A 21861-nucleotide genomic window follows, 5' to 3' on the forward strand; every position below is an offset into this window, starting at 1 on the left:
CACCACCCGCTGGAACAGCTCCCACAACTCGTCCGGTACCAGCCGCTCCACGATCGTCACGAGAGCAGCCTACAAGCCCAAATGAGATGGCTTCTTAGAGGAGCTAACACAAAGCTCTGGTGTGGCCATGTCTGCTTGACGGTCTGCTCGTTGGTCCATCCGTGGGGAAGCTGAAGGGGCCGCCGTGGGTGGTGTCGGACGATCTGTGGGCGCGTATCGAGCCGTTGCTGCCGGTGCGGCACCGCCGGTCACGCAATCCGGGGCGCCTGCCGCTGGATGATCGCGGGTGCCTGCAGGGAATTCTGTTCGCGCTGCACACGGGCATCCAGTGGGAGTGGCTGCCGCAGGAGTTGGGCTTCGGTTCGGGGATGACGTGCTGGCGCCGCCTGCGGGACTGGCCCGAGGCCGGCGTATGGGACCGGCTGCACCAGGTGCTGCTGACCGAGCTGCAGCTGGCCTGCTGCCTGATCACCTACAGGCGCGTCCGAGCTTTGTGTTAGCTCCCGGAAGCACCCGTTGATGCCGATTTTCGGACTGCTCGGCTGGCTCTTCTCCGCGTACTCCAGGGTCTGATGCGCCGGGAGCGCTGCCTGCGCACGGGTGTCCATCGGAACTGCGTACTGCGTCCTGTCTCATCCCAAGAAGTCGGGCTCAAGCACGATTGTCCTCTGGATCCGGCGGTCTCTGGGCGGAGGCGTGATTCCGCAGTATGCCGTCGGTATGACGGATCGTCGACCGTATCCGAGCGACCTGTTCCGACGCCCGCTGGGCCCTGGTCGAACCCACCCTGACCGCCTGGCGCCAGGAGCGCGCAGCCCGTGCCCTGGCCTTCGGCCAGCTACCCGAGCACGACCTGCGCGATCTCCTCGACGCGATCCTCTACGTCGACCGCACCGGCATCCCCTGGCGCTACCTCCCACACGACTACCCGCCCTGGGAAACCGTCTACGCCTACTTTGCGCGCTGGCAGAAGGAAGGCGTATTCGAGCGACTCAACGGCCTCCTTCGACGCCTGCTACGCACCGCCGAAGGCCGCGATCCCGAACCGACTGCGTGCATCATCGACTCCCAGAGCGTCAAGACCTCCGCCAACGTCCCCGCCGCCACCCAGGGCATCGATGTTGGGAAGAAGATCGCGGGCAGGAAGCGGAACATCGTGGTGGACACCCTCGGTCTCCTGCTCGCGGTACTGGTCACGGCCGCAAGCGTGCAGGACGGCACCGCCGGCCGCCACCTGCTGACGACCGTGGCCGCAGACCATCCCGGGATCCGTAAGGCCTGGGCCGACATGGGATACAAGAACGCCGTCGTCGAACACGGAGCCAGGCTCGGCATCGATGTCGAGATCGTCCGCCGCGACCCCTCGACCAGGGGATTCGTCGTCCAACCCCGCCGCTGGGTCGTCGAGCGCACCTTCGGCTGGCTGATGAACCACCGCAGGCTGGCCCGCGACTACGAAGCCCTTCCCGCACGCTCCGAAGCCATGGTTCACGTCGCGATGATCAACCTCTTGACCCGCCGACTCACCGGCGAATCAACCCCAACCTGGCGCGGAACATGAGTCCGAGACTCAGGGACGAAACGCCCAGTCAGACACCACAGGGGCCCGACCAGGACGTCATTCTGGTGGGGCCTCTGTGTTATCGCTGGCCGTTGTCGACCGGGACTCCGCCTCGCCGGGCGACCAAGCGTCGCGTCAGAGATCAGTTTTCGATTTGGAGAGACGGGAAGCTCGACGACACGACCTGCAATCACGCCGCACACACAAAGGATCCAGTAGAAACAATGATCCGCCCACACGTGTGGGCGGATCATTGTTATTCCATGTCGGTCAGGCGGCAGGCTACGGAGCCCCTATGTGCAGAAATTCTGCATATATTTGATGTAGCAAAACTGCATATCGATAATGAGCATCGAAAACTTCGCGCTCTTCGGCGGCCATGCTTTCGCCGAATCGTTCGAGGCGGGAGATGACCCCTTCAAGCAACCCCATGACGTCCGCCCGGCTCGGCCTGAATATCCCCTCGTCGACAAAAAGGATCACCTGGGTCACATGTTCGTCGGCGAGAGCTAGGTCGCCATGAATGAGTGCAAGGTTCTCTCCGGCGCGCAACAGATTCTCGCCGCGGCGCAGGGCGGGAAACGGCAAGGATCGCCAGAGGGCGTAGCTCTCCATGAAATCCGACAACAACTCGTCCTCTCATTAGTCGGCGCCATACCAGAAGGTTACAGCCTTGCCGTCGGGGCCGATGATCCCGCCCTTACCTGTCTGGGGGTCCACGTATTTTATCCCGTCCGCACCGTCCGCCAGCGTCTCCCGGCTGGCGTTGAGCCCCCTCTTCCCTCCTGGCTGGGCGATTCCCGTCGCCCAGTCGTGCGCATCCTGGAGGTACTGCTCACGCGTGACACCGCGCCCCTTTGCATGCTTATCCCAGTGGTATTCAAACTGATCCTGAGAAGATCTGCCGCTGGGGTTATGGAAGACGTTGTTGATCTTCTCGGTGCACAATCCTGAATTGTGCACAAGTACGGGCACCGTACCGGCGAGTACATAGTACGTGTGCTACGCGACCCCTCTCCACCTGCATTTTCGCAGGTCAGCGGTGGTTTGACGGTCCGTCGGTGCTCGTGGATGTGCGCTGAAGTCCGTGGTTGTTGCCGTCGCTACTGCCGTCAGAGGTGTAGACCAGTCGTGCTGTCGTCGGCCGCGCGCGTGATCCTACTGCCAAGCTCCGGGCTCGGCGCGGACGATAGTGCGGGTGGTCTGCTCGTACGAGTGGTGCCCGGTCTGCGCGCAGTGTCCGGCGATCCAGCGCGTCAGCTCCTCTGGGGTGTGTAGCTCACCGGATGCGGCAGCGCAGTCCCGTTCTTCGCCTGTGACGCAGACTGCCTCGAAGGTCGGCAGCGCCATGGGTTCGGTCGCGGTGGTCACGTGGTACTCGCGGAAGCGGTAGCGGGTGGCCTTGCCCATCAGCCTTCCCCCTGCCCATCAAGGGGGCTGACGTTCGCAGGTTCACCCTCGTCGGCCGCCTCCTCCTGTGGCGCCGGGATGCGCTCTCCGCGCGACTCGGCGACCCTGAGCGCGTCCGACAGGGCCTCGGTCAGCCGGCAGGCGAGCCAGCGGTACTCGATGGCCGACTGGGCCTTGGCTCCGGGGGTCAGGATGCCCCGGGCGTACTCCAGGAGCTCCTGACCCATGCCGAGTTGCACGGTTTCGATGCCGTCAGCGAGCGTCGAGATGTAGCCCTTGCCGTCGGTGCTCAGGTAGCAGGGGCGTCCGTCCTCGGTGGTCCATGGCAGCAGGCGGGGTCCCGCCATGCCCGACGCCGCTTCGTGCAACTCCCTGCGACGCAGACGGTCCGCGTCGCTCCTCGGCATGCCCATCGTGGATCCCCGGCCTCGGTCGCTGGAACAGGACACGGCGACCGTAACGACCTGGCCATGCGTCATTCCACGGACCCAGCAGGGCAGATCGCAACGCAAGGTTCTCGAACTGCCACGCTACGTAGCAGCTATCCGACGACGCCCAGGTGGGCGGCCATCTCGCGCATGTCGCTGGTCAGTGTGCGCTTGCGCTTGCTCAGGATCTCCTGCATCGTCTCGGCGGCCGAGTTCTGGTGCCTCAGCCACTCGGGGGCGGCCTCACGAGCGCGGGTCAGCTCGTCCATGGCCGCCGACAGGTCTCCGGTTCGCGTATGGGCGCGCGCCATGTCCAGGGTGAAGCGGTTCCCGTCGTTCGTGCTGGGCCTGCCCAGTCGCTTCCACGCCTTCGGCGACAGCTCCACCTCTTCACCCGCCTTGCGCACCACCGCGCGGGCGTCGCCGACGACCATGGAATCTTCGAGTGCCTTGATGGCGGCGGTCACCGGTCCGAAGACGGACCAGTGTCGGGAGACGTTGCGGTGTGCCGTGCCGACGGCGGTTGCCGCCACCCGCGCCGCCCTGCGGTACGCCTTGGCCTCGTCCGGGCGGTTGTTGCGTGCCGCTGCGGCTGCGGCCTCCATGGCCAGACCGCCCCACACCGCGTAGTGGTCCGGTTCGGCGCCGGTGATCTTCGGCTCCACCACGTCCATGCTCTGGGCAGCGATCCGTTCCGCCTCCTCCAGCCGGCCTTGCCGCACCAGCAGCCAGCACATACAGCCGACTCCGGAGCCAGCCGCGAGCATGTCCCCACCTGCCCGGGCGTCCGTGATGGCTCCTCGCAGGGCCGTGTAGGCAATGTCGTACTGCCTCACCTGAGTGAGGTACGTGCCGGCCAGGCGCAACGCCTCGGCGCGGGCGAGCAGAGCTTGCCGGTGCTCCTCGCCGCTGTCGTAGTGGGCGACGGCCCGCGCAGCGTCCCGCAACAGGCCGGGCAGTTGGGCGGCGACGCTCTTATAGCTGTCGGAGAAGTACAGCACCCGCGCGTCTCGAACTGCTCGCGCGTAGGCGCGCAGGTTCGGTTCCTCGCCCACGGCGTCAGTGTCCTGGTCCACGAGCCCCACCGCCGGGGTGAGCGCGGCACGAAGCTGGATGAGGTTGAGCCGGTTCGGCTCCTCCGCCCGTCCCACGGGCTCCGGAGCGTCGGACGCCACGAGTGCCGCCGTGGGGATGCCCAGAGCGCGGGCCAGCGCGTGAAGCGTCTCCATGCGGACCGTTCCGCCCTGCTCGACCTTCCGGACGGTCGCCGGAGACAGACCCGCCGCGTGGGCAAGTTCCTCCTGGCTCATCCCGGCGCGGCGCCGGTATTTGCGTACGTTGTCCGCGAGTTCCATCGTCATCTGCTCACCACCTCCAGCGCCACGGTACGCCTGACGGTGAACTGACCGGGCTCTCTGGGCAGATACCCACCCGAGACGGTGACCCACCGCCACGCGCGGCGCCGGGCACGCGGTTGACTGGAACGGCGCGGCGCCGGGAGCCTCCGGCAGGCTGCTGGCCTGAGCGGGACGGGTCCCTCGGCGGGCCCAGCGGTGGAAACGGAGGGTCGGACCCCTGGCCGACCCTGTGCCCGCGATCCGACCGTAGGACGGTCGCAGGCGACAACTTGCTCCGCAACGCGGGCAAGGAGTCCATAGGACACAACTTGCTCCGACCCTGGGCGGTGCTGGGGTAAGCAGCGCTTACCCCACAACTTGCTCCCACCGGGCTCCAGTCGAGCCCCGCTCACGACCCGGCGGACCGCTGACCGCCGACACCCGTGAATACCTCGGGGCCGGTCCCGACCCTGGGTCGGTCGGCGACGTCGGGCCACCTCCAGCGGGCGGGGCCCGCCTTGAACCTCGTAGAGAAAATCTGGACGCGCAGCTCCAGCCCCAGGCCGTCCAGGGGCCGGCGGGTCAGCAGCCTCGCTCGGTGCCGCCTGCTTCGAGGGCTTCGACGCGGGCCCGCAGGGCGGTGAGCTGATCAAGCGTCTCGGCCAGTGCCAGCTCCAGTGCCTCGACGCGCGCCGCCGTCCCGCCGGCGGGCGTGGGCCCCGCCTCCCCGTCACCTGAGTCACCGTCGGCGTCGGGGTGGGCGACGAAGGCGCCCTTGCCGGGGCGGGAGATTGCGTAGCCGTCTTGCTTCAGCAGGGTCATGGCCTTCTGCACGGACAGGCTGGAGGCCCCGTACTCCGCCATCAACACGGCCTGCGTCGGCAGCGCGTCCCCCGGCTTCAGCCCGCCGGAGCGGATCCGTTCCCGCAGGGCCTCGGCGATGACCTCGAACGTCAGCAGCACCGTGCCGCCCGCCGGTCTACGTCCCCGCCGCCCCACCGTCACCGCAGGTCACCCCGCTTTCTCTGCGCCTTTACCACCGAAATCCGGCCCGTCCAAAACGGAAGACCGGGGCCACAGTACTCGCGTCCCCGCCGGCTACCGAAATAGATGAGGAGGGATGCACTTGAATGCGCCCGTGAAGCGATGCTACCTTCACGCACCGCTGGTGAACACCGCCGCTGACCAGGCCAGACGTCCCCGGCCCACCATCCGCGCCCGCCGTCATGCGCACCGTGCCCACGTGCGCCGATCACCCGGGTCGCCCCTCAATCGCCTCTCCTCTTCTCCCGACTCCTGCCGGAGGTCTGTCCCCATGCCCGCACAGCTCCAACTCCCCACCCCCGCAACCACCTCCACTCCCGCCAGCACAGCGTTTGCCGCACCGGCGCTCGCCAGCAGCGCCGACACGTCCGCGAACAGGAACTCGGCGCTGGAACGCCGGGCGCGGCTGACCGCCAGGCTGGCCAAGCTCGCCGCCGTCGGACACCTCGCACCCCTGGCCCGGCAGATCGGCTCACTGGGCGGCTGCGCCCGCCCGATCCGCCTGACCGGACACCGCACCCGCCTGGACACCGCCACCGGCCAGATCCTCGACCACCTCGACACCCGCCACCTGCCCGCCGGCGAACTCCTGGTGCGCTGCGGCAACCGCCGCATCACCCGCTGCCCCGCCTGCTCCACCCTCTACCGCTACGACACCTACCAGCTCATAGCCGCCGGACTACGCGGCGGCAAGACCGTCCCGGTTAGCGTCGCCACCCACCCCCGCGTCTTCGCCACCCTCACCGCCCCCGGCTTCGGCCCCGTCCACAACCAACCCGGTGCCACCCCGTGCACTTGCGGCACCCGGCACGCCGACGGCGACCCGCTCCTCGGCACCCCGCTGAACCCGCAGCGGTACGACTACACCGGCGCGGTGCTGTGGAACGCCCACGCCCCCGCCCTGTGGGCCCGCTTCACCACCCACCTGCGCCGCGAGATCGCCCACGCCGCAGGACTCACCCAGCGCACCCTGCGCCACCACGCCACGCTCTCCTACGCCAAGGTCGCCGAATACCAAAAGCGCGGCCAGATCCACTTCCACACCGTCATCCGCATCGACGGACCCACCGGCCCCAACAGCACCCCACCTGCCTGGGCCACCACCCAGCTCCTCGACCACGCCATCCGCGCCGCCGCCAACCGCACCCGCGTCCAGCACCAACACCCCACCAAGGCTGGGGAGGCTGACCGGGCGCAGGTACTGGAACCCCCGGTGTTCCGGTTCGGGCGGCAGATCGACGTCCGCGCGATCCGCAGTACCGACTTCACCGGCGACGCCCCCGTCACCGACCGCCACGTCGCCGCCTACATCGCCAAGTACGCCACCAAGGGCGCCGAAACCACCACCGGCACCCTCGACCGCCGCCTGCGCTTCCTCGCCGAACTCGCCCAGCACGACCTCACCGACCACGCCCGCCGCATGATCCACACCGCCTGGCACCTCGGCACCCAGCCCCAGCACACCCACCTCCGCCTGCGCCAGTGGGCCCACATGCTCGGCTTCCGAGGCCACTTCTCCACCCGCACCCGCCACTACTCCACCACCCTCACCCAACTCCGAGCCGAACGCACCACCTGGCGAACCCTCCAGGACGACGCCACCTCTGCCTCGACGCCGCCCGACCCGGCAACGGTCGGCCGACACTCCGCTCAGGAACCGACCGGTGAGAGCCAGCCGGTCACTGACCGCCACAGTGACCGCGATGACCTGACCGCCGGGCACACCAACCCCGGCCCCGGTCACCGCGCAGGTCACCGCGCGAAGGAAGGGCGATCCGGCGGCGTGGACACGACTCTGGTGATCTCGCACTGGCAGTACGAGGGAACCGGCCTCCTGCCCGAACTCGCACACCTTGCTGACCTCCTGGCCACCACACCGCGCCCCCGGCCCGAGCAACCGCGCCGCCCCCGGTATGCGCGGCGCTCCGGTGACCAGGCCGGTCACGCCACCGGCCCGGTCACCGCCGCTGTCCAGGCGGAGGCGGTCGCGTGAACGCCGAGGCCGAACTCCTCACCGTTCCCGAGGTCATGGCACGCCTGAAGATCAGCCGCTCCACCGTCTACGACCTCATCCGCACCCGGCGACTGGTCTCGATCACCATCGGCCGTGCCCGCCGCATCCCTGCTCACGCTCTGACCGCCCTCGTCCACCACCAACTCGCAGAGGCAGCCTGATGACCAGCTCCGAAACCAACCCCGCCCTCAGCACCAGGACCAGTTCTCGCAGGGTCCGCGCCAACGGCGACGGCACCGTCTACCAGCGCAAGGACGGCCGCTGGGAAGCCGCTGGCTACGTCCTCGCCGTCGGCGACACCCGCAAACGCGTCCGCGTCTACGGCAGCACCCGCAAGGACGCCCTGGCCAAGCTCACGGAGAAGATCGCCGTCAGCAACCGCGGAGTCCCAGCCCCATCCGCGCAGGGCAGCGTCGCGGCGTTCCTCACCTACTGGCTGGAGACCGTCGCCGTCCACCGGCTCCGCGAGAACACTCACACCCGCTACACCGCCTGCACCCGCCTTTACCTGCTCCCCGGCCTCGGCAAGAAGAAGCTCGTCAAGCTCACCGCCAAGGACGTCCGTACCTGGCTCGACCAGCTCCGCACCACCTGCCAGTGCTGCGCACGCGGCCTTGACGCCGCCCGCGAGCAGCCCCAGTGCTGCGCCACAGGGAAGTGCTGCTCCAAGCGCCTCTCCCCGCTGACCCTGGCCTACGTCCACTCCGTGCTCAAGTCCGCCCTGGAACATGCCGTCCGCGAAGAGGAGATCCCCCGCAACGTCGCCCGCAACGTCCGCATGGGCACACCCCGACCCCGCCGCTTCGAACCCCTCACCGCCCATGAAGCCCGCGCGTTTCTCGCCGCCACCCACGGCCACCGGCTGCACGCACTGTTCGAACTCGCCCTGCGCACCGGACTGCGCAAGGGCGAACTCCTCGGCCTCCGCTGGGAAGACCTCGACCTCGACGCCGGCACCGCCAGCATCCGCCGCACCCTCCAGCGCACCAACTCCAGCGGCCTGACCGCCCTGCCGACCAAGACCCAGAGCTCCGAACGGCGCATCGCCCTACCCATGCCATGCCTACGCCCCCTCGAACAGCACCGCGATCAGCAGCGCCAGGAACGCGAAGCGGCAGGCCCCGACTGGAAGGACAGCGGCTACGTCTTCACCCGGCCCAACGGAGCCCCCATCGAAGGGGCCACGCTCACCCGACACTTCAACGCCCTGCTCCGCCGGGCCAGGCTCCGCCGAATCCGCTTCCACGACCTACGGCACTCGGCGGCCACCCTCCTCCTGGAACAGGGCGTCGAACTCGTCGTCATCAAGGAACTGTTGGGCCATGCCCATATCGGGGTGACCGCGACGGTGTACGCCCACGTCCGGCTCCGCCTCCAGCGCCAGGCCATCGACGCTCTCAGCAACGCCCTCCAGCACCCGGCAGACGCCCGCGCCGAGCCCGCTGAAGGCGACGATCCGCCACTTTGTGCAGCACCCGTCCGCTGACGTTGCCGTCAACTACTGCCGTCAAGACGCCCAGAGGCCCCGCTGAAGAGTCTTCAGCGGGGCCTCTGGGCGTGAAATCTAGTTTCGCCGAAATTACGGCTGCGAGCTCGCATCAATCATCCGGATGACCGGATTTTCGCGCAATTCCGGAACCTCTTCAATTAGCCGCGAATGCGCCGATCGCAGAAACTCTGAGAGCTCCGCCAGTATCTCATCGCGAGCCACTGACGCTTGCTCCTGCTTTTTCGACGAGCTCACCGAGATGCTCTCACCGGCCTGGCGAAGTCTAATGACCTCGTCGCTCTCCGTGAAACCGAATGCAGCATCCTCCCCGCGGGAGATTCGCTCGATTACTCCAGAGAGAGAAAGCGCCAGATCCACGAGCGTCACAAACCTTCTCTTCGAGATGATCTCCACGCCCTCCACGATCATCTCGACGTTGACCCCGAAGTACTTGTAGCGAAGGTCAATCTCTGCGATGCCAGCAGGATCGCCCTGCTTAGCCCCGTCCCAGGTCCTACGCCAAGGGGAGGCAGACTCCGGAAGGGAGAAGGAAAGGTGAATCATGTTTTCTCCTTGCAGGAACTCGACTCGCCTAGTACGGGAAGGCGGTCACGACTTTTCCGTCATTCACAATCACGCGAATGCTGGTCAAGTCCCCTCCTCCATTCGCTGGGCCAGCCTTGCCGACAGTCGTACCGAAGTCCCATTCGTAAATCTGGCCGGGACGCGCCGCGCCGGTGACAGGATCCGGCGTATTAGGCTTGGGCGTTCCTCGATTGATGGTGTCGGCGATCCTTTGGCGAACCACCTTTTCCTTCCCCGTGAAGATTCCCGACGCATCGTCGGTCATTGCTCCACCGGGCCTGTGGCGGTCCAGAATATGCTGCCAATCCCCGTTCTCAAGGGCCGTCTTCCCACAAATCCCGGAATTGTGGACCAAGATCGGCGTGGTCCCTGCCAGCACATAGTACGTGTGGACATCTCGTACCGTGAGGTTGTAAGCTGTCTGCGTTTTTGTGAGGTGACTCACAGCCGCGATGCGGACTTCCCGGCCGTCGGTGCTGAGGAGTGTTGTGCCGGGCTGGAGCTCGTTTGCGTTGAGCCAGCGGTTGGAACTGGGCGACCAGAGCGGATGATGGTCAGTCGCCGTCAGCCGGGTGCTCGCACCATCGACCGCGATCACCGTGAAGTCTGTGTCGTCGGGCGTCGCGATGGTTGCATCGACTGTACGAGGCTCGGATACGCCCGTACTTGGGTCGGTGGCAGTGACACTGTCGCCGACCTTGACTTGCTCGATCGGTTTCGTCGAACCATCGGCTTCCAGTACTTCGGTTCCCGCCGGGAAGCTGTCGCAGGGCGAGGAAGACTTGAGCTCTGAGCGCGGTTCCAGCTTGCCTGCCCTGGCCAGGCCCCGTCCTACAACGGATGATGCAAAGGCTACATCGCCTGCACCGATCATTGGGATGTTCTCGAGCTGCCAGTCCCGCAGCTTCGCCCAGAGCTCGTCATAGGTACTTGACTTCTTGCATTCGGATATTTCAAAGCAGGCGTTTACGGCCGCAGCGACATATTGGTGGTAGTCCTCGGTGGAGTCCTCGCCGAAGGAATAGTGCTGCTTCTGGTAGATCTTAAGATTATTGTTCGTCTTTTCCTGGAGCTTCTTGAAGTCGCTCGTGGTCGAGATTTGAACTCCGCCAGGAAGGACTGATTTCTTGCTCTTCGAGATCTGTACGGACCAGTCGCCGTGATCGGTCAGCGTCCAGGTTTCGGTGACCAGCTGGCCTTCGGGGGTCTGGCATTGCCCGATTCCGCCGCATGTGCCGTCAGGGCGCAGACCACTGGGGTCGCTGAGGTTGACGGGGTTGTTGTTGCTGTAGGCGTAGCCGTTCCACTGCTGGGGGTCGGTTTCGACGAGTAGTGGGTCGGGGTTGAGGAAGCGTCCGGTGGTGGGTTGGTACTGGCGGGCGCCGAGGTTGGTGAGGCCGGTGGTGTCGTCCTTGGTGCCGCCGACGAAGCCCTTGTCGCCGGCCCAGGTTCCGGGGGCGGGTTGGGTGCCGCGGGGGTTGCCGAAGGGGTCGGTGGGGCGGCGGGTTTCGGTGAGGGTGGTGGCGTCGAGGGAGAGGTTGCCGGTGCCGTGGTGGTCGTTGACCTGGTAGGTGGATTTGCCGCCTTGGCGGACGAGCGTGAGGCCGGCGGGGATCTGGTAGCTGCGGGTGCCGGTGAGGGCCTTGGTGCTGGTGTCGTAGGTGAGTTCGTCGCCGCCGAGGTTGATGGTGGTCTTGCCGGGGTTACGGCGGATGAGCTGGTTGCCGTCGGCGTCGTAGAGGTAGGTCGTGGTGCCGGGGCTACCGGTCTTGGTGTAGGAGGCGAGTTTGTCCTCGCCGTCCCAGGTGAGGGTGGCGGTGCCGGAGGTGTCGGTGACGGCGGTGGTGTTGCCCATCGCGTCGTACTGGGCGGTGGCGCCGAGGCTTCCGGCGGGGCCGGTGGTGGTGGAGCCGGTCAGGGCGTGGGGTCCGCCGGTGCCGCCGCCGGAGTTGGGGGCGTTGGTGGGGGTGTTCTTGCTACCGGCTGTCGGGAAGGTCTGGGTGGTGGTGGTGTCCTTGGCGGTGTCGCCGCCGGTGTCGTGCTGAACGCGGGATGTGCGGTTGCCGGTGAGGTCGTAGGTGTAGGTCTGCCAGTAGGGGGCAGGGCCACCGACGGTGGTCTTCTTCGGGGCCTGGGCGCCGCTGGTGGGGCTGGTGTTGGTGCAGGTGCCGCGGTTGCCGACGGTGGGTTGGGCGGCGAGGGTCAGGGTGCCGGTGTCGCTCCAGGTGTCGGTGAGGCGGCCGAGGTAGTCGTAGCCGAAGCACTGGAGGTCGGTGCTGGCGGGGGTGTTGTCGGGGATGTCGCGGATCGCGGTGAGGCGCCCGGAGGGGTCGTAGGCGTAGGTGGTCTGCTGGACGGCGCCGGTGGCAGCGGTCTGCTTGTCGACGTACTGGGAGAGCTGGCGTCCGGTGGAGTCGTCGTAGCTGTTGGTGACGACGATCTGGGTGCCCCACGGGTTGACGGTGGAGCGCGTCGGCCGGCCGAAAGCGTCGTAGTCGTTGGACAGGGAGTAGGTCGAGCCGCCGAGGGCGCTGAAGCCCTGAAGGGTTCCGTACTTCTCGTAGGCGTAGGTGACGGTCTCGGCGGCGATGTCGCCGATGGCGGACCGGTTGTCCTTGGTCAGCAGGCCGGTGTTCTGGTCGTAAACGGCCTGGTAGGTGTAGGTGAAGGGATTGCTGGAGCCGACCTCGGTGCCCGGGATGGTGGTGGTGGTCTTGGTGGCGTGGTAGGAGGTGTCGTAGGCCAGAACTGTGCTGGTGTAGGCGGTGCCGCCGGCTCCACCGACATAGCGGGTGGAGGTGGAGGGCTGGCCCTTGACGACGGTGTCGTAGGTGGTTGCCGTCAGCTGCTTGGCCGGGTCAGCCGCGGTCCCGGTGTAGGTGCCGGTGGTGCGGCCGAGGAGGTCGTAGGTGCGGGTCATGCTCTGCCCGCGGGCGTCGGTCGTGGTGACCGGCCGTCCGGCGGTGTCGTAGCTGGTGGTGCTGGTTCCGGTGTCGGGGTCGGTGGCGGTGGTCTGGCGGCCGCGCAGGTCGTAGCCGTAGGTCCAGGTGTTGCCGGCTGCGTCGGTCCGAGAGGCAGTCTGCCCTGACGGGGTGTAGGCGTAGCTGGTGACATCGGCGTCGGCGGACCTGCCCGTGGCCGTGGCGGTCTTGTACTGCCACAGCTGGGTGGTGCGGCCGCGGGCGTCGGTGACGGAGCTGCCAGGCATTGCGCCCGAGGGTGGGGTAACGTCGGTGCGGTCCACGCCGGGGTAGGCCGTGGCAGTGGTGGTCTGTACGACGCCGTAGGCGACGAACTCACCGGTCACCGGGCGGCCGAGGCCGTCGTAGACAGTGTGTGTCTGGGCGGGGACCTGGTTGGTGGTGGTCTGGAAGAGAGTGGTGGCTGGGCCGGCGGCGTTGTTGAACCAGGGAGCGTTGCTCCTGGTGACGCGGCCCTGGGAGTCGTAGGCGGTATCAGTGATGATCCGGCCGGGCTGGTAGGCCGAGGTCGCGGGTGCGGACTGGGTCTGGATGGTCCGGCCGAGGCCGTCCATGATCTGGACCGCCTGCAGGGTGGCGTAGTTCCCGCCCGCGTCGGGCGTGCTGACGAGGGACGTGGTGGTGGTGGTCGGCGGGATGGCGGCGTTGTTGACGACGCCAGGGACGGCGTACGTGAACGCCTTATTGGCGGACTTGCCGGTGTCGCGTCCCGGTACCCAGACACCGGTCAGGCGACCGAGCGCGTCATAGGACTCGCTGGTGGTACGCCCGTTGTAGTCGGTGACGGTCTTGGGAAGACTCCGGGCACTGTTGAATACGGCCGTTGTGACCCGGCCGGTGGCCACGTCGGCAGCTGCCGCAGGTGCCGGGGTGGTGACTGTCAGAGTGCCGGGAAGCTCGCCGGGCTTCGCGGGCTGGTACGCGACGGTAGTGGTGGCGCCAGCTGAGTGCGCCGAGTCGGTGGACGTAGCGTCGGTCGAGGTGAGGACGCGTCCGTATACGTCAAAGCTCTGGCTGCCCTTAGGGACAAAGGCTGCCGTGGCGCCTGCGAAGTGGTCGACGATCTCCGTTGAGGTGGGTTCGGCCTTGTCGGCCGCCAGCCAGAGTGGCTGTCCGTCGTAGTACTGGCGGGACCAGGAGATGAGGTTGGCGGCAGTTGGCGTTACGGTGCAGGCACCCGGTCCGCTGACGTTGACGGTCTCCGCCACCAGAGTCGAGACCTGCGGGTCGCGTCCGGAGGCATAGCCTTGGCGGACGCAGGTGTCGGGGAGGCCGTCGGCGGTCTCAAGGGTGGACAGCACACGGTTGGCGTGGACGGGGTCGCGGGTCGTGGTCTTCGACATCGAGCGCCAGGTGCCGTCGGCCGTGAGAGCCTTTGAGAGCGATATCGCTGTGCTGGGGGCGTAGCGGGCGACGAGAGCTGGCAGGCCCGGCTGGCTGTGGGTGGCCGTGAGGGTGGTGCTGGTGCTGGTTGCGACCGTGTAGGCAGCGATGGTGCCGCCGGCCTGGGTGTAGGTGTCGGTCTCCAGAATCTGGCCGGAGAGCCAGTCGGCGTCTGTGACCTGTCCGCTCATCGGTCCGGAGATCTGGACGCTGCGGGTGCCGGAAGAGGTGGTATCGCCGTCCATGCCCTGATGGAATGTCGACGCGCTCTGAGCCTTGGGGCCGTCCTGGCCGCTTCCGGACACCGTGGTGACGGTGGCGTAACCGCGGAACTGGTCCCAGGTGCGGTCCCTGTTCTCGGTGAACGGGGAGTCGTTGCGGTGCCAGGCCGCCTTGCCGTACGTGTAGGCGGTGGTCATCGGGACGGAGCCCGGGGTGTTCGGGTTGACGGTGACGGTGGCGGCTGGGTAGCGCTGGAACCAGTCGTCGATCGGGTCGGCGTTCGGCTGCTCGTTGCTGGGGTGCCACTTGACGTTGTAGCAGGAGCGGGTGTCGCTGTCTGCCGAGGCGGGCATGTCGGCGCGGTCGCGGGAGCAGTCGGCGCTCTTGTAGTCGACACCGATGGTGGCGCCGGCCTCGGTGGTGATCAGCTGAATGCGGGGCCGGCTGTAGGCGGGGCGGGAGGGCACGAGGTTGGTGCCGTCGACGCGGTTCGGCAGGAGCATCTCGGTGAACGTGACCGGCGGCAGGGCGACCGGGGTGGCCGAGGCCTGGGTGTCCTTGCCGGTGTGCGTGATCGAGCCGAGCCAGGGGACCTGGGTGTTCTCGGTGGTGTTCTGCACGTTGACGAACCGGTGGCCGAGTTCGTACAGGTCGACGTCCTGCCAGGCGCCGTTGGCGCGGACCCGGGTGGTGACGGCGGTCAGCCACTTGGTGGTCCAGAACGTGGGCCCGTAGTTGGTGCAGGTGCCGCTCTGGGCGCAGTTCTGGTCGAGGGGGACGTCGGGCCAGTCGTCGGCGTGTGCGGCGGTGCGCTGGGCGGGGTCGCAGGCGGCGGGTGAGGTGACGCAGCGCTCGCCGGAGGTGAAGTCGATCAGGGCCGCGCTGTTCCAGGTGCCGTTCGCGGTGATCTGGTCGGACAGGAGCTGGCCGTAGGCGATGGTCTTGAGGACGCCGCCGCGGGTGTAGGAGTGCTGCTCGCCGGTGCCGTGGTTCTGGCCGCCGCCCATGGCGTACCAGTTGGCCTCGGGGGTGTAGGTGTAGGTGGTGAGGTTGCCGTGCGGGTCGACGACGTAGTCGAGGTTCCACCGCCACGCTGCCTGGCACCAGGAGGCCTTGCCCTTGGCGGCGTCGTAGCAGGGGTCGCCGGTGTTGGGGGAGTAGACGGGGACGGTCCAGGCGGAGCCGCTGTCGGGGCCGACCGTGCTCGGGGTACCGTCGGTCTTCGGAAGGTGGTTCAGGCCGAAGTAGTAGACGGTGCCGTCGGTGTCGGTGGCCTTGATGTAGGAGCCGTTCCACGTGCCGTTGGTGGCGCCGGTCAGGAACTGGACCTTCGTGCCGTCATCGCCCTTGAGCCGCCAGGTGCAGTTGGACTGCTCGGTGGTGCCGGGGGCGTTCGTCTGGCACGACGCGTCGTCGGGGACGAGTTCTCCGGAGTGGCTGCCGAGGGAGAGAGTGGCGTTCGCGCCGCCCCAGCACAGATCGCCGGAGCCGGTGATGCCCGCTTTGGAACACGGCTTGTAGGAGCGCTCGACGAAGCCGGCGCTGTAGTCCCAACCGTCACCGATCCACGAAGCCTGGGCATTCGTGGAGGACGTCTTGCCGTCCACCGATGCCGAGTCGTACGACAGGGAGACCGTGGGCGCTTCGCCGCCGAGGGAAGGCGGCGCCTGGATCGGGTACGAGTAATCGAACGCGCCCGACGCGCCCCCGGCGGTCCAGGCCTGGGACGGGTTGAGCGGCGTCGCGGCGTAGGTGCCGGCGCCGCCGGAGGACCCGGAGACAGCGGCCAGGACCATCGCCCCGCCGCCCGCGCCCGCTGCGGCGGGTGCTTCCGCCGACAAGGACTGGATACTGGTGCGCGGCGCGCTGTCCGAGCCGGGCAGCGTCACGTCGGCGATGAGCCGCTTGGAGGCCGGGTCGTAGTGTGACGCGACGGGCGTGCGCTCCAGACAGCCCTTCACCTCAGGGGTGGTCAGCGAGCAAGCCGGCAGCGTGACGAGCTGCGCGCGCGCCGCCCAGTCGGCCCCCTGGTGATCGTCGAGCGTGGAGGTGTCGATCGCCACCCGCACCGGGCGGGCCGACGAGGCACCTTCGCGGGAGAGGGCGACCGCGAGTCCGGGGACGCCTGCGGCCGCCGTCTTCTTCTCGTCCGCGACCTCGACCTGCACGGTCTGTCCCGGTGTGTCACCCGCGCCGGGAAGCGGGGCGAGGGACACCGGGAGCGTCCCTGCTCCCTCCGCGGCACCCGAGGCGGGAGCCCCGGCGGCCGGAGCCTGCAGCCCCAGGGCCTTCGCAGGGGTACCTGCTGATGCCGAGCCGAGGACCACGCCGGCGCGGCCGCGCGGGACGGCCGCGGACTTGGTGTCCTTGGGCGGGGTCCAGGCCGGCGGCACCTCGTGCGTGGGCTTTCCCACCGGAACAGCCGGTGCCTTCTGCCCGTTGACGGAAGCGGTCTTGCCCAGCGCCGTGTTCGGCGGGCTCCAGATCCGCGAGTAGTCCGGCCCCGCGGCCGCTGCGGCCGTCGGCACCAGCAGTGAACCGGCGAGAGCTGCGGCGCTCATCGCCGCCATCCTTCGCCTCAGCCAGGACGCCCCCGGGCGTCCTGGCTGATGGTCAGCACTCCTTCGGAGTCTCACACATTCTCCCGATGTCATCCGGTGCGCCAATCCGGAGTTGAAGATCCTGGCGCGGGTGCGAACCTACCCGCCACCCGATGTCACCGGTCAATTCCGGAAGGGGATGGACGGGGCGTGACGCATATCACTCTGAATCACATATGTCCTGCTACGGGAGGAACCGGGACATGACGTCTACGGTTCGCTTGCCTGGCGGATCGCAAAGGCAGAAAGATGAACTTGACCTGCGCCTACGTGCGCCGAGATGGTTTCGACGCCTCGAGGAAGACCCATTTTGAACAGATTGATCCGTCGACGGCGATCCCTGCCTCGGATGCTGGCCACCGGCACCGCAGTGGCAATTTCAATGACACTTACAAACACTGTCGTTGCAGCTGCTGATGTACCATCAGAAATGGTTCCTGCGAGCCGAATTGCAGAGATCGACGGCGTGCACGCGGCCCAGCGGCCATCGAACGGTGAGGCGGACAAGGCGCTCGCCGAGGCGAAGGCGACGGGGAAACCCGCCGCCATCGCGTCGTTGACGACGGAGTTCAGTGAGACGTCGGCGACCCCGGAGGGGCACCTGAGGCTCACCCAGCATCCGGATCAGCAGCGGGTCAAGCGGGCCGGTGCGTGGGTGGCGCTGGATGCGGCGCTGGCGGCGAACCCTGACGGGTCGTACTCCCCGAAGGCGTCGGCGACCGGTGTGGTGCTGTCCAAGGGCGGCAACGGCCCGCTGGCGACCCTGACGAGCGCGGACGGCAAGAAGCTCGCGCTGACGGCGCCGTTCGCGCTGCCTGCCCCGCAGGTGGAGGGTGACAGTCTCACGTACCCGTCGGTGGCAGCCGACACGGATCTGAAGGTTACGGCGACGAAGGCCGGCGGTATGACCACCGTGCTGGTCCTCAGGACCCAGGCGGCCGCCGACAACCCGGCGATCCGCAGCCTGCACTTCGCCACCACTGTGGACGGCGTCGCCGTGAGCACGGATGCCACTGGCAATCTGACGGCGAAGACTGCGGACGGTTCGGTGCGCTGGTTCGCGCCCACCCCGCAGATGTGGGACAGCTCCACCACTACCCAGGTGCAGCAGCAGGCATCTTCGGGCGGGACGTTGCAGGGCCGGGCCGTGTCGGCCGCGCTGATGTCCGGCGAGGCCACGCCTTCGGTGCCTGCGGCCGATGGTGCGGCCGGTGAGAAGGCCGGGCCGGTCAGCACGCCGGCCGGCCCGGGTGAGGGCGCGAGGGTCGTGGCGATGCCGGTGACCGCGGACGCCAAGGGGGTGGATCTGAAGCCGGATCAGGACCTGCTGGCGCACGGTACGGCCCCGTACTACATCGACCCGGCGTGGATCCCGTGGGCGCCGTCCGCGAGCTCCTGGACCTGGGTGCAGTCCGCGTACCCGACGCTGTCCAACTGGAACCGCAGCGGCAGTGACGACAGCAACTTCCCCGGTGTCGGCAAGTGCGGCTACTACGCGGCGGGTGGAAGCTGCTCACCCGTCTCCACGTACCGCACGTTCTACCAGTTCGACCTCAGTGGCCTGCGCGGTGCGGTCGTCAACCGGGCCTACATGGATCTGCAGGAGTACGTCTCCGCCGACTGGTCCTGCACCAAGACCTACCCGGTCGACCTCTACCTGACCGGCGCCATCAACTCGGGCACCACCTGGAACAACCAGCCCAGCCCGATCGGCGGAAGCCTCGGCCAGAGCCAGGTCCCCGGCTCCGGCCACGGCTCCTGCCACGACAACGTCGGCTTCAACTACAACATCACCGGAGCCATCCAGCAGTACGGCACTAACACCGACACCCTGACCTTCGGTGTGTACGGCGACGAGAGCAACGTCAACGCCTTCAAGCGCCTGACCCGCCAGCCCTCGCTGTGGATCGAGTACGACCGCGTCCCCAACACCCCCACGAACCCTCGGGTGCTGCCGGAGCCGGTGACCGTGGCCAACGGCCCCAACCAGGCCTGCGGCGTCGACGACTCCAACACCTGGGCCTGGCTCGGCGCGGGCACCGACCAGAACGGCGCCACCACCCTCAACGCCACCGTCTCCAGCCCCGCCCAGGCCCAGCTCTGGTCCTGGTCCCACCTGTGGGACTACCAGTTGCCCGGCGCCCCCGACGTCGCCGGCGGATACTCACCCCTGGTCGCCAGCGGCGGCAACGCCCCCTTCTCCGTCCCGGCAGGTGTCATCAAGGACGGCCACTCCTACGGCTTCGGCATCATGGCCACCGACCAGATCGTCTCCTGGTCCGCCTCCACCCCCACCTGCCACTTCAAGGCAGACCTCACCCCGCCCACCGTCACCTTCCCGGACACGGTGAGCGACCTGAACACCCAGTTCCCGAAGTCCGGGAACGGCCAGACCCCGAAGATCTTCGCGGGCAAGCCCGGGAACATCCCCTTCACCGCCACCGACCCCAACCCGAGCGGTCTGAACACCTCCGGGCTCGCCTGCCTGCGCTGGTCCTGGGACCCCCAGCTCACCGGAGCCGCCTGGCAGTGCGGCGGCGCCCTGCCCACCGGCCAGATCCCCGTGACCGCGGGTCACTGGGGCACCAACATCCTCTACGTCCAGGCCGCCGACATGGCCGGAAACCGGTCCCCCGTCGCCCAGTACGCCTTCTACGCGCCCTGGGACCCCAACGGGCCCGCCCCACGCTTCGGTGACGTCACCGGCGACAGCGTGCCCGACATCCTGACCTACGACGGGTCCGGCAACCTCCGCGCCTACACCGTACCCGGCAACCCCAACGCCGCCGCCCCGATCACGACCATCGCCGCCGACCCTCGCCACTCCCCGGATGCGACGCCCAGCCTCACCGACCCGTGGGACGCCCGCTACCAGATCACCCACCGCGGCGGCCTGCGCGACGGCGGCAACGTCGACGACGTCATCGTCCACAAGACGAACGCGCCCGGCCTGCAGGCCTACAAGAACCCCGGCAGCCTGGCCGTCGCCGGCGCCCTGGACGTCTTCACGACCCTCACCAAGCCGGCCTGCGCGGTCTCCACCGCCAACCCCGACTGCACCGGTTACGCCGCCGACTGGTCCGCCACCACGAGCATCGCCGCCCTGGGCGACCCGGTCAGCACCACCAAGCAGTCGCCTAACCGCACCGGCCTGCTCACCGTCGAGAAGACCCCCGCGGGCGACGGCGCCCTCTGGTACTACCCGGCCATGAACGACAACACCTTCGGGTCCCCGATCAGGCTCGCCGCCACCGGGTGGAAGGACAACGACCTCATCCCGGTCGGGGACTGGGCCGGCCAGGGCCACCCCGGCCTGTGGGCGCGCGACCGCGGCACCGGCACCGTCAAGGCCGTGACCTTCACCACCGGCACCGCATCGACCGACATCGTCGACCCCGACTTCGGTGACACCACGACCGTGACCTACCCGGCCATCACCGCCATCGCCACCACCGCCACGATCAAGACCGGCATCGCCGCCGCTTCCTGGGACCGCGTCGGCTCCGACGGCGACCTCACCGGCAGCGGCAACCCCACCCTGTGGGGCATCACCTCCGGTGGTGACATCCAGATCTGGAACGGCCACCGCACCGGCACCACCGACGCCCCCGGCTACACCTTCGACAACGGCCCCACCACCGTGCTGAACACCGGCGCGGCCGCGGACCGCTGGCCCCTGGACAAGACCACCTTCGACGGCACCAAGGCAACGGACACGCTCGGGACCAACGGCGCCACCGCCACCGGCACCGTCTCCTGGACCACCGACCACCACAAGAACACCACCGACGCCGCCACCACGCTGAACGGCACCTCCTTCAAGACCGCTGCCCCCTCCGTGAACACCGCCGGCAGCTACACCGTCGCCGCCTGGGTCAAGCCCGACAACCTCACCGGCTACCAGACCTACGTCACCCAGAACGGCAACGAACGCGGCGCCTACTACCTCCAGTACTCCCTCGCGTACGGAACCTGGGCCTTCGTGTCCCCCGGCGACGACCACGCCAACACCGGCGTCTACAACCACGCATCCGCCGCCGGACCCGCCCGGACCGACGTCTGGACGCACCTGGTCGGCACCTTCGACGCCACCACCCACACCATGACCCTCTACGTCAACGGCCAGTACTCCGGCACCGGCACCAACACCACCCCCTGGAACGCCACCGGCCCCACCACCATCGGCATCGCCGACACCGCCAACTACGTCCCCGACAGCGCCGCCAGCGGAGCCGTCAGCGACGTCCGCACCTACCCCTACGCCCTCACCGCACAACAGGTGAACACCCTCTACACCAGCTGACACACACTCCACACGCACACGCCGGGAGGCCGCCAACGAGAACCCTCGTCGGCGGCCTCCCGGCGAGGCGCCAGACACGCCCCGTAGTGGCCTTCGGCCGGCCGCGGCTCCCTCGCCCGCTGGCCTGCACCCCGCCAGCCGCCGTGCCATTACCTGCACCCGCCGCTGGGCGACGCCGAGCAGCCGGTACCGGTGCTGGTGTCGGTGAGGACCAACAGAAGCCGCCCACTACCGGATCGAGCTCGTCGGGGAAGCACTGGTGATGATCCCGAACCCCGGCGTCCCGCATCAGCGCGCCAGCGTCGACCTGGCTATGCTCGTGAGCCTGGTCATCGGCAACGCCGGAGCCCCGTTCGAGACGCTGGAGGCCGTCAACGTCATCGTGCCCGACGGCCTGCTTATCGCCGACCTGGTCATCGCCGCCGTAACCGGCATCGAGCACTATTGGCGCCTCGAACTCGGCCCTGCCCCGCGCCCTCTACCTCGGCGACATCGAACGCAGCC

The 21861-nt window shown here is 68.1% G+C and carries 12 protein-coding genes and 2 pseudogenes; 6 read left to right on the forward strand and 8 right to left on the reverse strand.

What is annotated here, in order from left to right; genetic code table 11:
* Positions 1–170: 170 nt before the first annotated feature.
* Both AB0D08_RS27440 and AB0D08_RS27445 read left to right on the forward strand, forming a co-directional pair.
* Positions 171–452: pseudogene (locus AB0D08_RS27440) on the forward strand (transposase); the annotation flags it as partial.
* 268 nt (positions 453–720) lie between these two features.
* Positions 721–1561: pseudogene (locus AB0D08_RS27445) on the forward strand (IS5 family transposase).
* Between the two features lie 282 nt (positions 1562–1843).
* Here the strand turns inward: AB0D08_RS27445 and AB0D08_RS27450 are convergent.
* The 6 genes from AB0D08_RS27450 to AB0D08_RS27475 all read right to left on the reverse strand — a co-directional run bounded on the left by AB0D08_RS27450 (position 1844) and on the right by AB0D08_RS27475 (position 5699).
* Entirely contained in the window at positions 1844–2188 is a 345-nt protein-coding gene (locus tag AB0D08_RS27450) for a hypothetical protein (RefSeq protein WP_359892478.1), read from the reverse strand.
* A gap of 15 nt (positions 2189–2203) precedes the next feature.
* Complete coding sequence (locus AB0D08_RS27455; protein ID WP_359892480.1) at positions 2204–2509, reverse strand: hypothetical protein; 306 nt, start codon at positions 2507–2509, stop codon at positions 2204–2206.
* 210 nt (positions 2510–2719) lie between these two features.
* Positions 2720–2971, reverse strand: a complete 252-nt coding sequence (locus tag AB0D08_RS27460) for a hypothetical protein (RefSeq protein WP_359892483.1) — start codon at positions 2969–2971, stop codon at positions 2720–2722.
* Entirely contained in the window at positions 2971–3384 is a 414-nt protein-coding gene (locus tag AB0D08_RS27465) for a hypothetical protein (protein WP_359892485.1), read from the reverse strand. The genes AB0D08_RS27460 and AB0D08_RS27465 overlap by 1 nt, the downstream gene beginning before the upstream one ends.
* A gap of 128 nt (positions 3385–3512) precedes the next feature.
* Complete coding sequence (locus tag AB0D08_RS27470; protein ID WP_359892488.1) at positions 3513–4760, reverse strand: helix-turn-helix domain-containing protein; 1248 nt, start codon at positions 4758–4760, stop codon at positions 3513–3515.
* Between the two features lie 558 nt (positions 4761–5318).
* Positions 5319–5699: a winged helix-turn-helix domain-containing protein gene (locus AB0D08_RS27475; RefSeq protein WP_359892491.1), complete on the reverse strand. Its 381-nt coding sequence runs from the start codon at positions 5697–5699 to the stop codon at positions 5319–5321.
* Positions 5700–6051: 352 nt separating this feature from the next.
* On the opposite strand from AB0D08_RS27475, the gene AB0D08_RS27480 reads away from it, so the two are divergent.
* The 3 genes from AB0D08_RS27480 to AB0D08_RS27490 are packed head-to-tail and all read left to right on the forward strand — an operon-like array spanning position 6052 to position 9280.
* Positions 6052–7773 carry a replication initiator gene (locus tag AB0D08_RS27480; protein ID WP_359892494.1) on the forward strand — a complete coding sequence of 574 codons (1722 nt, stop codon included), beginning with the start codon at positions 6052–6054 and terminating at the stop codon, positions 7771–7773.
* Positions 7770–7955, forward strand: coding sequence for a helix-turn-helix domain-containing protein (locus tag AB0D08_RS27485; protein ID WP_359892497.1), 186 nt, complete (start codon positions 7770–7772; stop codon positions 7953–7955). The genes AB0D08_RS27480 and AB0D08_RS27485 overlap by 4 nt, the downstream gene beginning before the upstream one ends.
* Positions 7955–9280, forward strand: coding sequence for a tyrosine-type recombinase/integrase (locus AB0D08_RS27490; protein WP_359892500.1), 1326 nt, complete (start codon positions 7955–7957; stop codon positions 9278–9280). The genes AB0D08_RS27485 and AB0D08_RS27490 overlap by 1 nt, the downstream gene beginning before the upstream one ends.
* Positions 9281–9373: 93 nt before the next feature.
* Here the strand turns inward: AB0D08_RS27490 and AB0D08_RS27495 are convergent, their stop codons facing one another.
* On the reverse strand, positions 9374–9847 hold the full coding sequence (locus AB0D08_RS27495; protein ID WP_359892503.1) for a hypothetical protein: 474 nt from the start codon (positions 9845–9847) through the stop codon (positions 9374–9376).
* 28 nt (positions 9848–9875) lie between these two features.
* On the reverse strand, positions 9876–17015 hold the full coding sequence (locus AB0D08_RS27500) for a polymorphic toxin-type HINT domain-containing protein (RefSeq protein ID WP_359892506.1): 7140 nt from the start codon (positions 17013–17015) through the stop codon (positions 9876–9878).
* Between the two features lie 469 nt (positions 17016–17484).
* Here AB0D08_RS27500 and AB0D08_RS27505 point away from each other — a divergent pair, with 469 nt between their 5' ends.
* The gene (locus AB0D08_RS27505; RefSeq protein WP_359892509.1) at positions 17485–21357 is read left to right on the forward strand and encodes a LamG-like jellyroll fold domain-containing protein; all 3873 of its coding nucleotides are present in this window, start codon (positions 17485–17487) and stop codon (positions 21355–21357) included.
* Positions 21358–21861: the final 504 nt, after the last annotated feature.

The organism is Kitasatospora sp. NPDC048540 (genome assembly GCF_040651175.1).
In the GTDB taxonomy this organism is placed as follows: domain Bacteria; phylum Actinomycetota; class Actinomycetes; order Streptomycetales; family Streptomycetaceae; genus Kitasatospora.

Bases quoted from the DNA above. Each gene is read 5' to 3' on its own strand.
- AB0D08_RS27490 (WP_359892500.1), top strand. From the start codon at position 7,955: ATGACCAGCTCCGAAACCAACCCCGCCCTCAGCACCAGGACCAGTTCT.
- AB0D08_RS27500 (WP_359892506.1), bottom strand. From the start codon at position 17,015: ATGAGCGCCGCAGCTCTCGCCGGTTCACTGCTGGTGCCGACGGCCGCA.
- AB0D08_RS27495 (WP_359892503.1), bottom strand. From the start codon at position 9,847: ATGATTCACCTTTCCTTCTCCCTTCCGGAGTCTGCCTCCCCTTGGCGT.
- AB0D08_RS27460 (WP_359892483.1), bottom strand. From the start codon at position 2,971: ATGGGCAAGGCCACCCGCTACCGCTTCCGCGAGTACCACGTGACCACC.
- AB0D08_RS27505 (WP_359892509.1), top strand. From the start codon at position 17,485: ATGGTTCCTGCGAGCCGAATTGCAGAGATCGACGGCGTGCACGCGGCC.
- AB0D08_RS27470 (WP_359892488.1), bottom strand. From the start codon at position 4,760: ATGACGATGGAACTCGCGGACAACGTACGCAAATACCGGCGCCGCGCC.
- AB0D08_RS27480 (WP_359892494.1), top strand. From the start codon at position 6,052: ATGCCCGCACAGCTCCAACTCCCCACCCCCGCAACCACCTCCACTCCC.
- AB0D08_RS27465 (WP_359892485.1), bottom strand. From the start codon at position 3,384: ATGGGCATGCCGAGGAGCGACGCGGACCGTCTGCGTCGCAGGGAGTTG.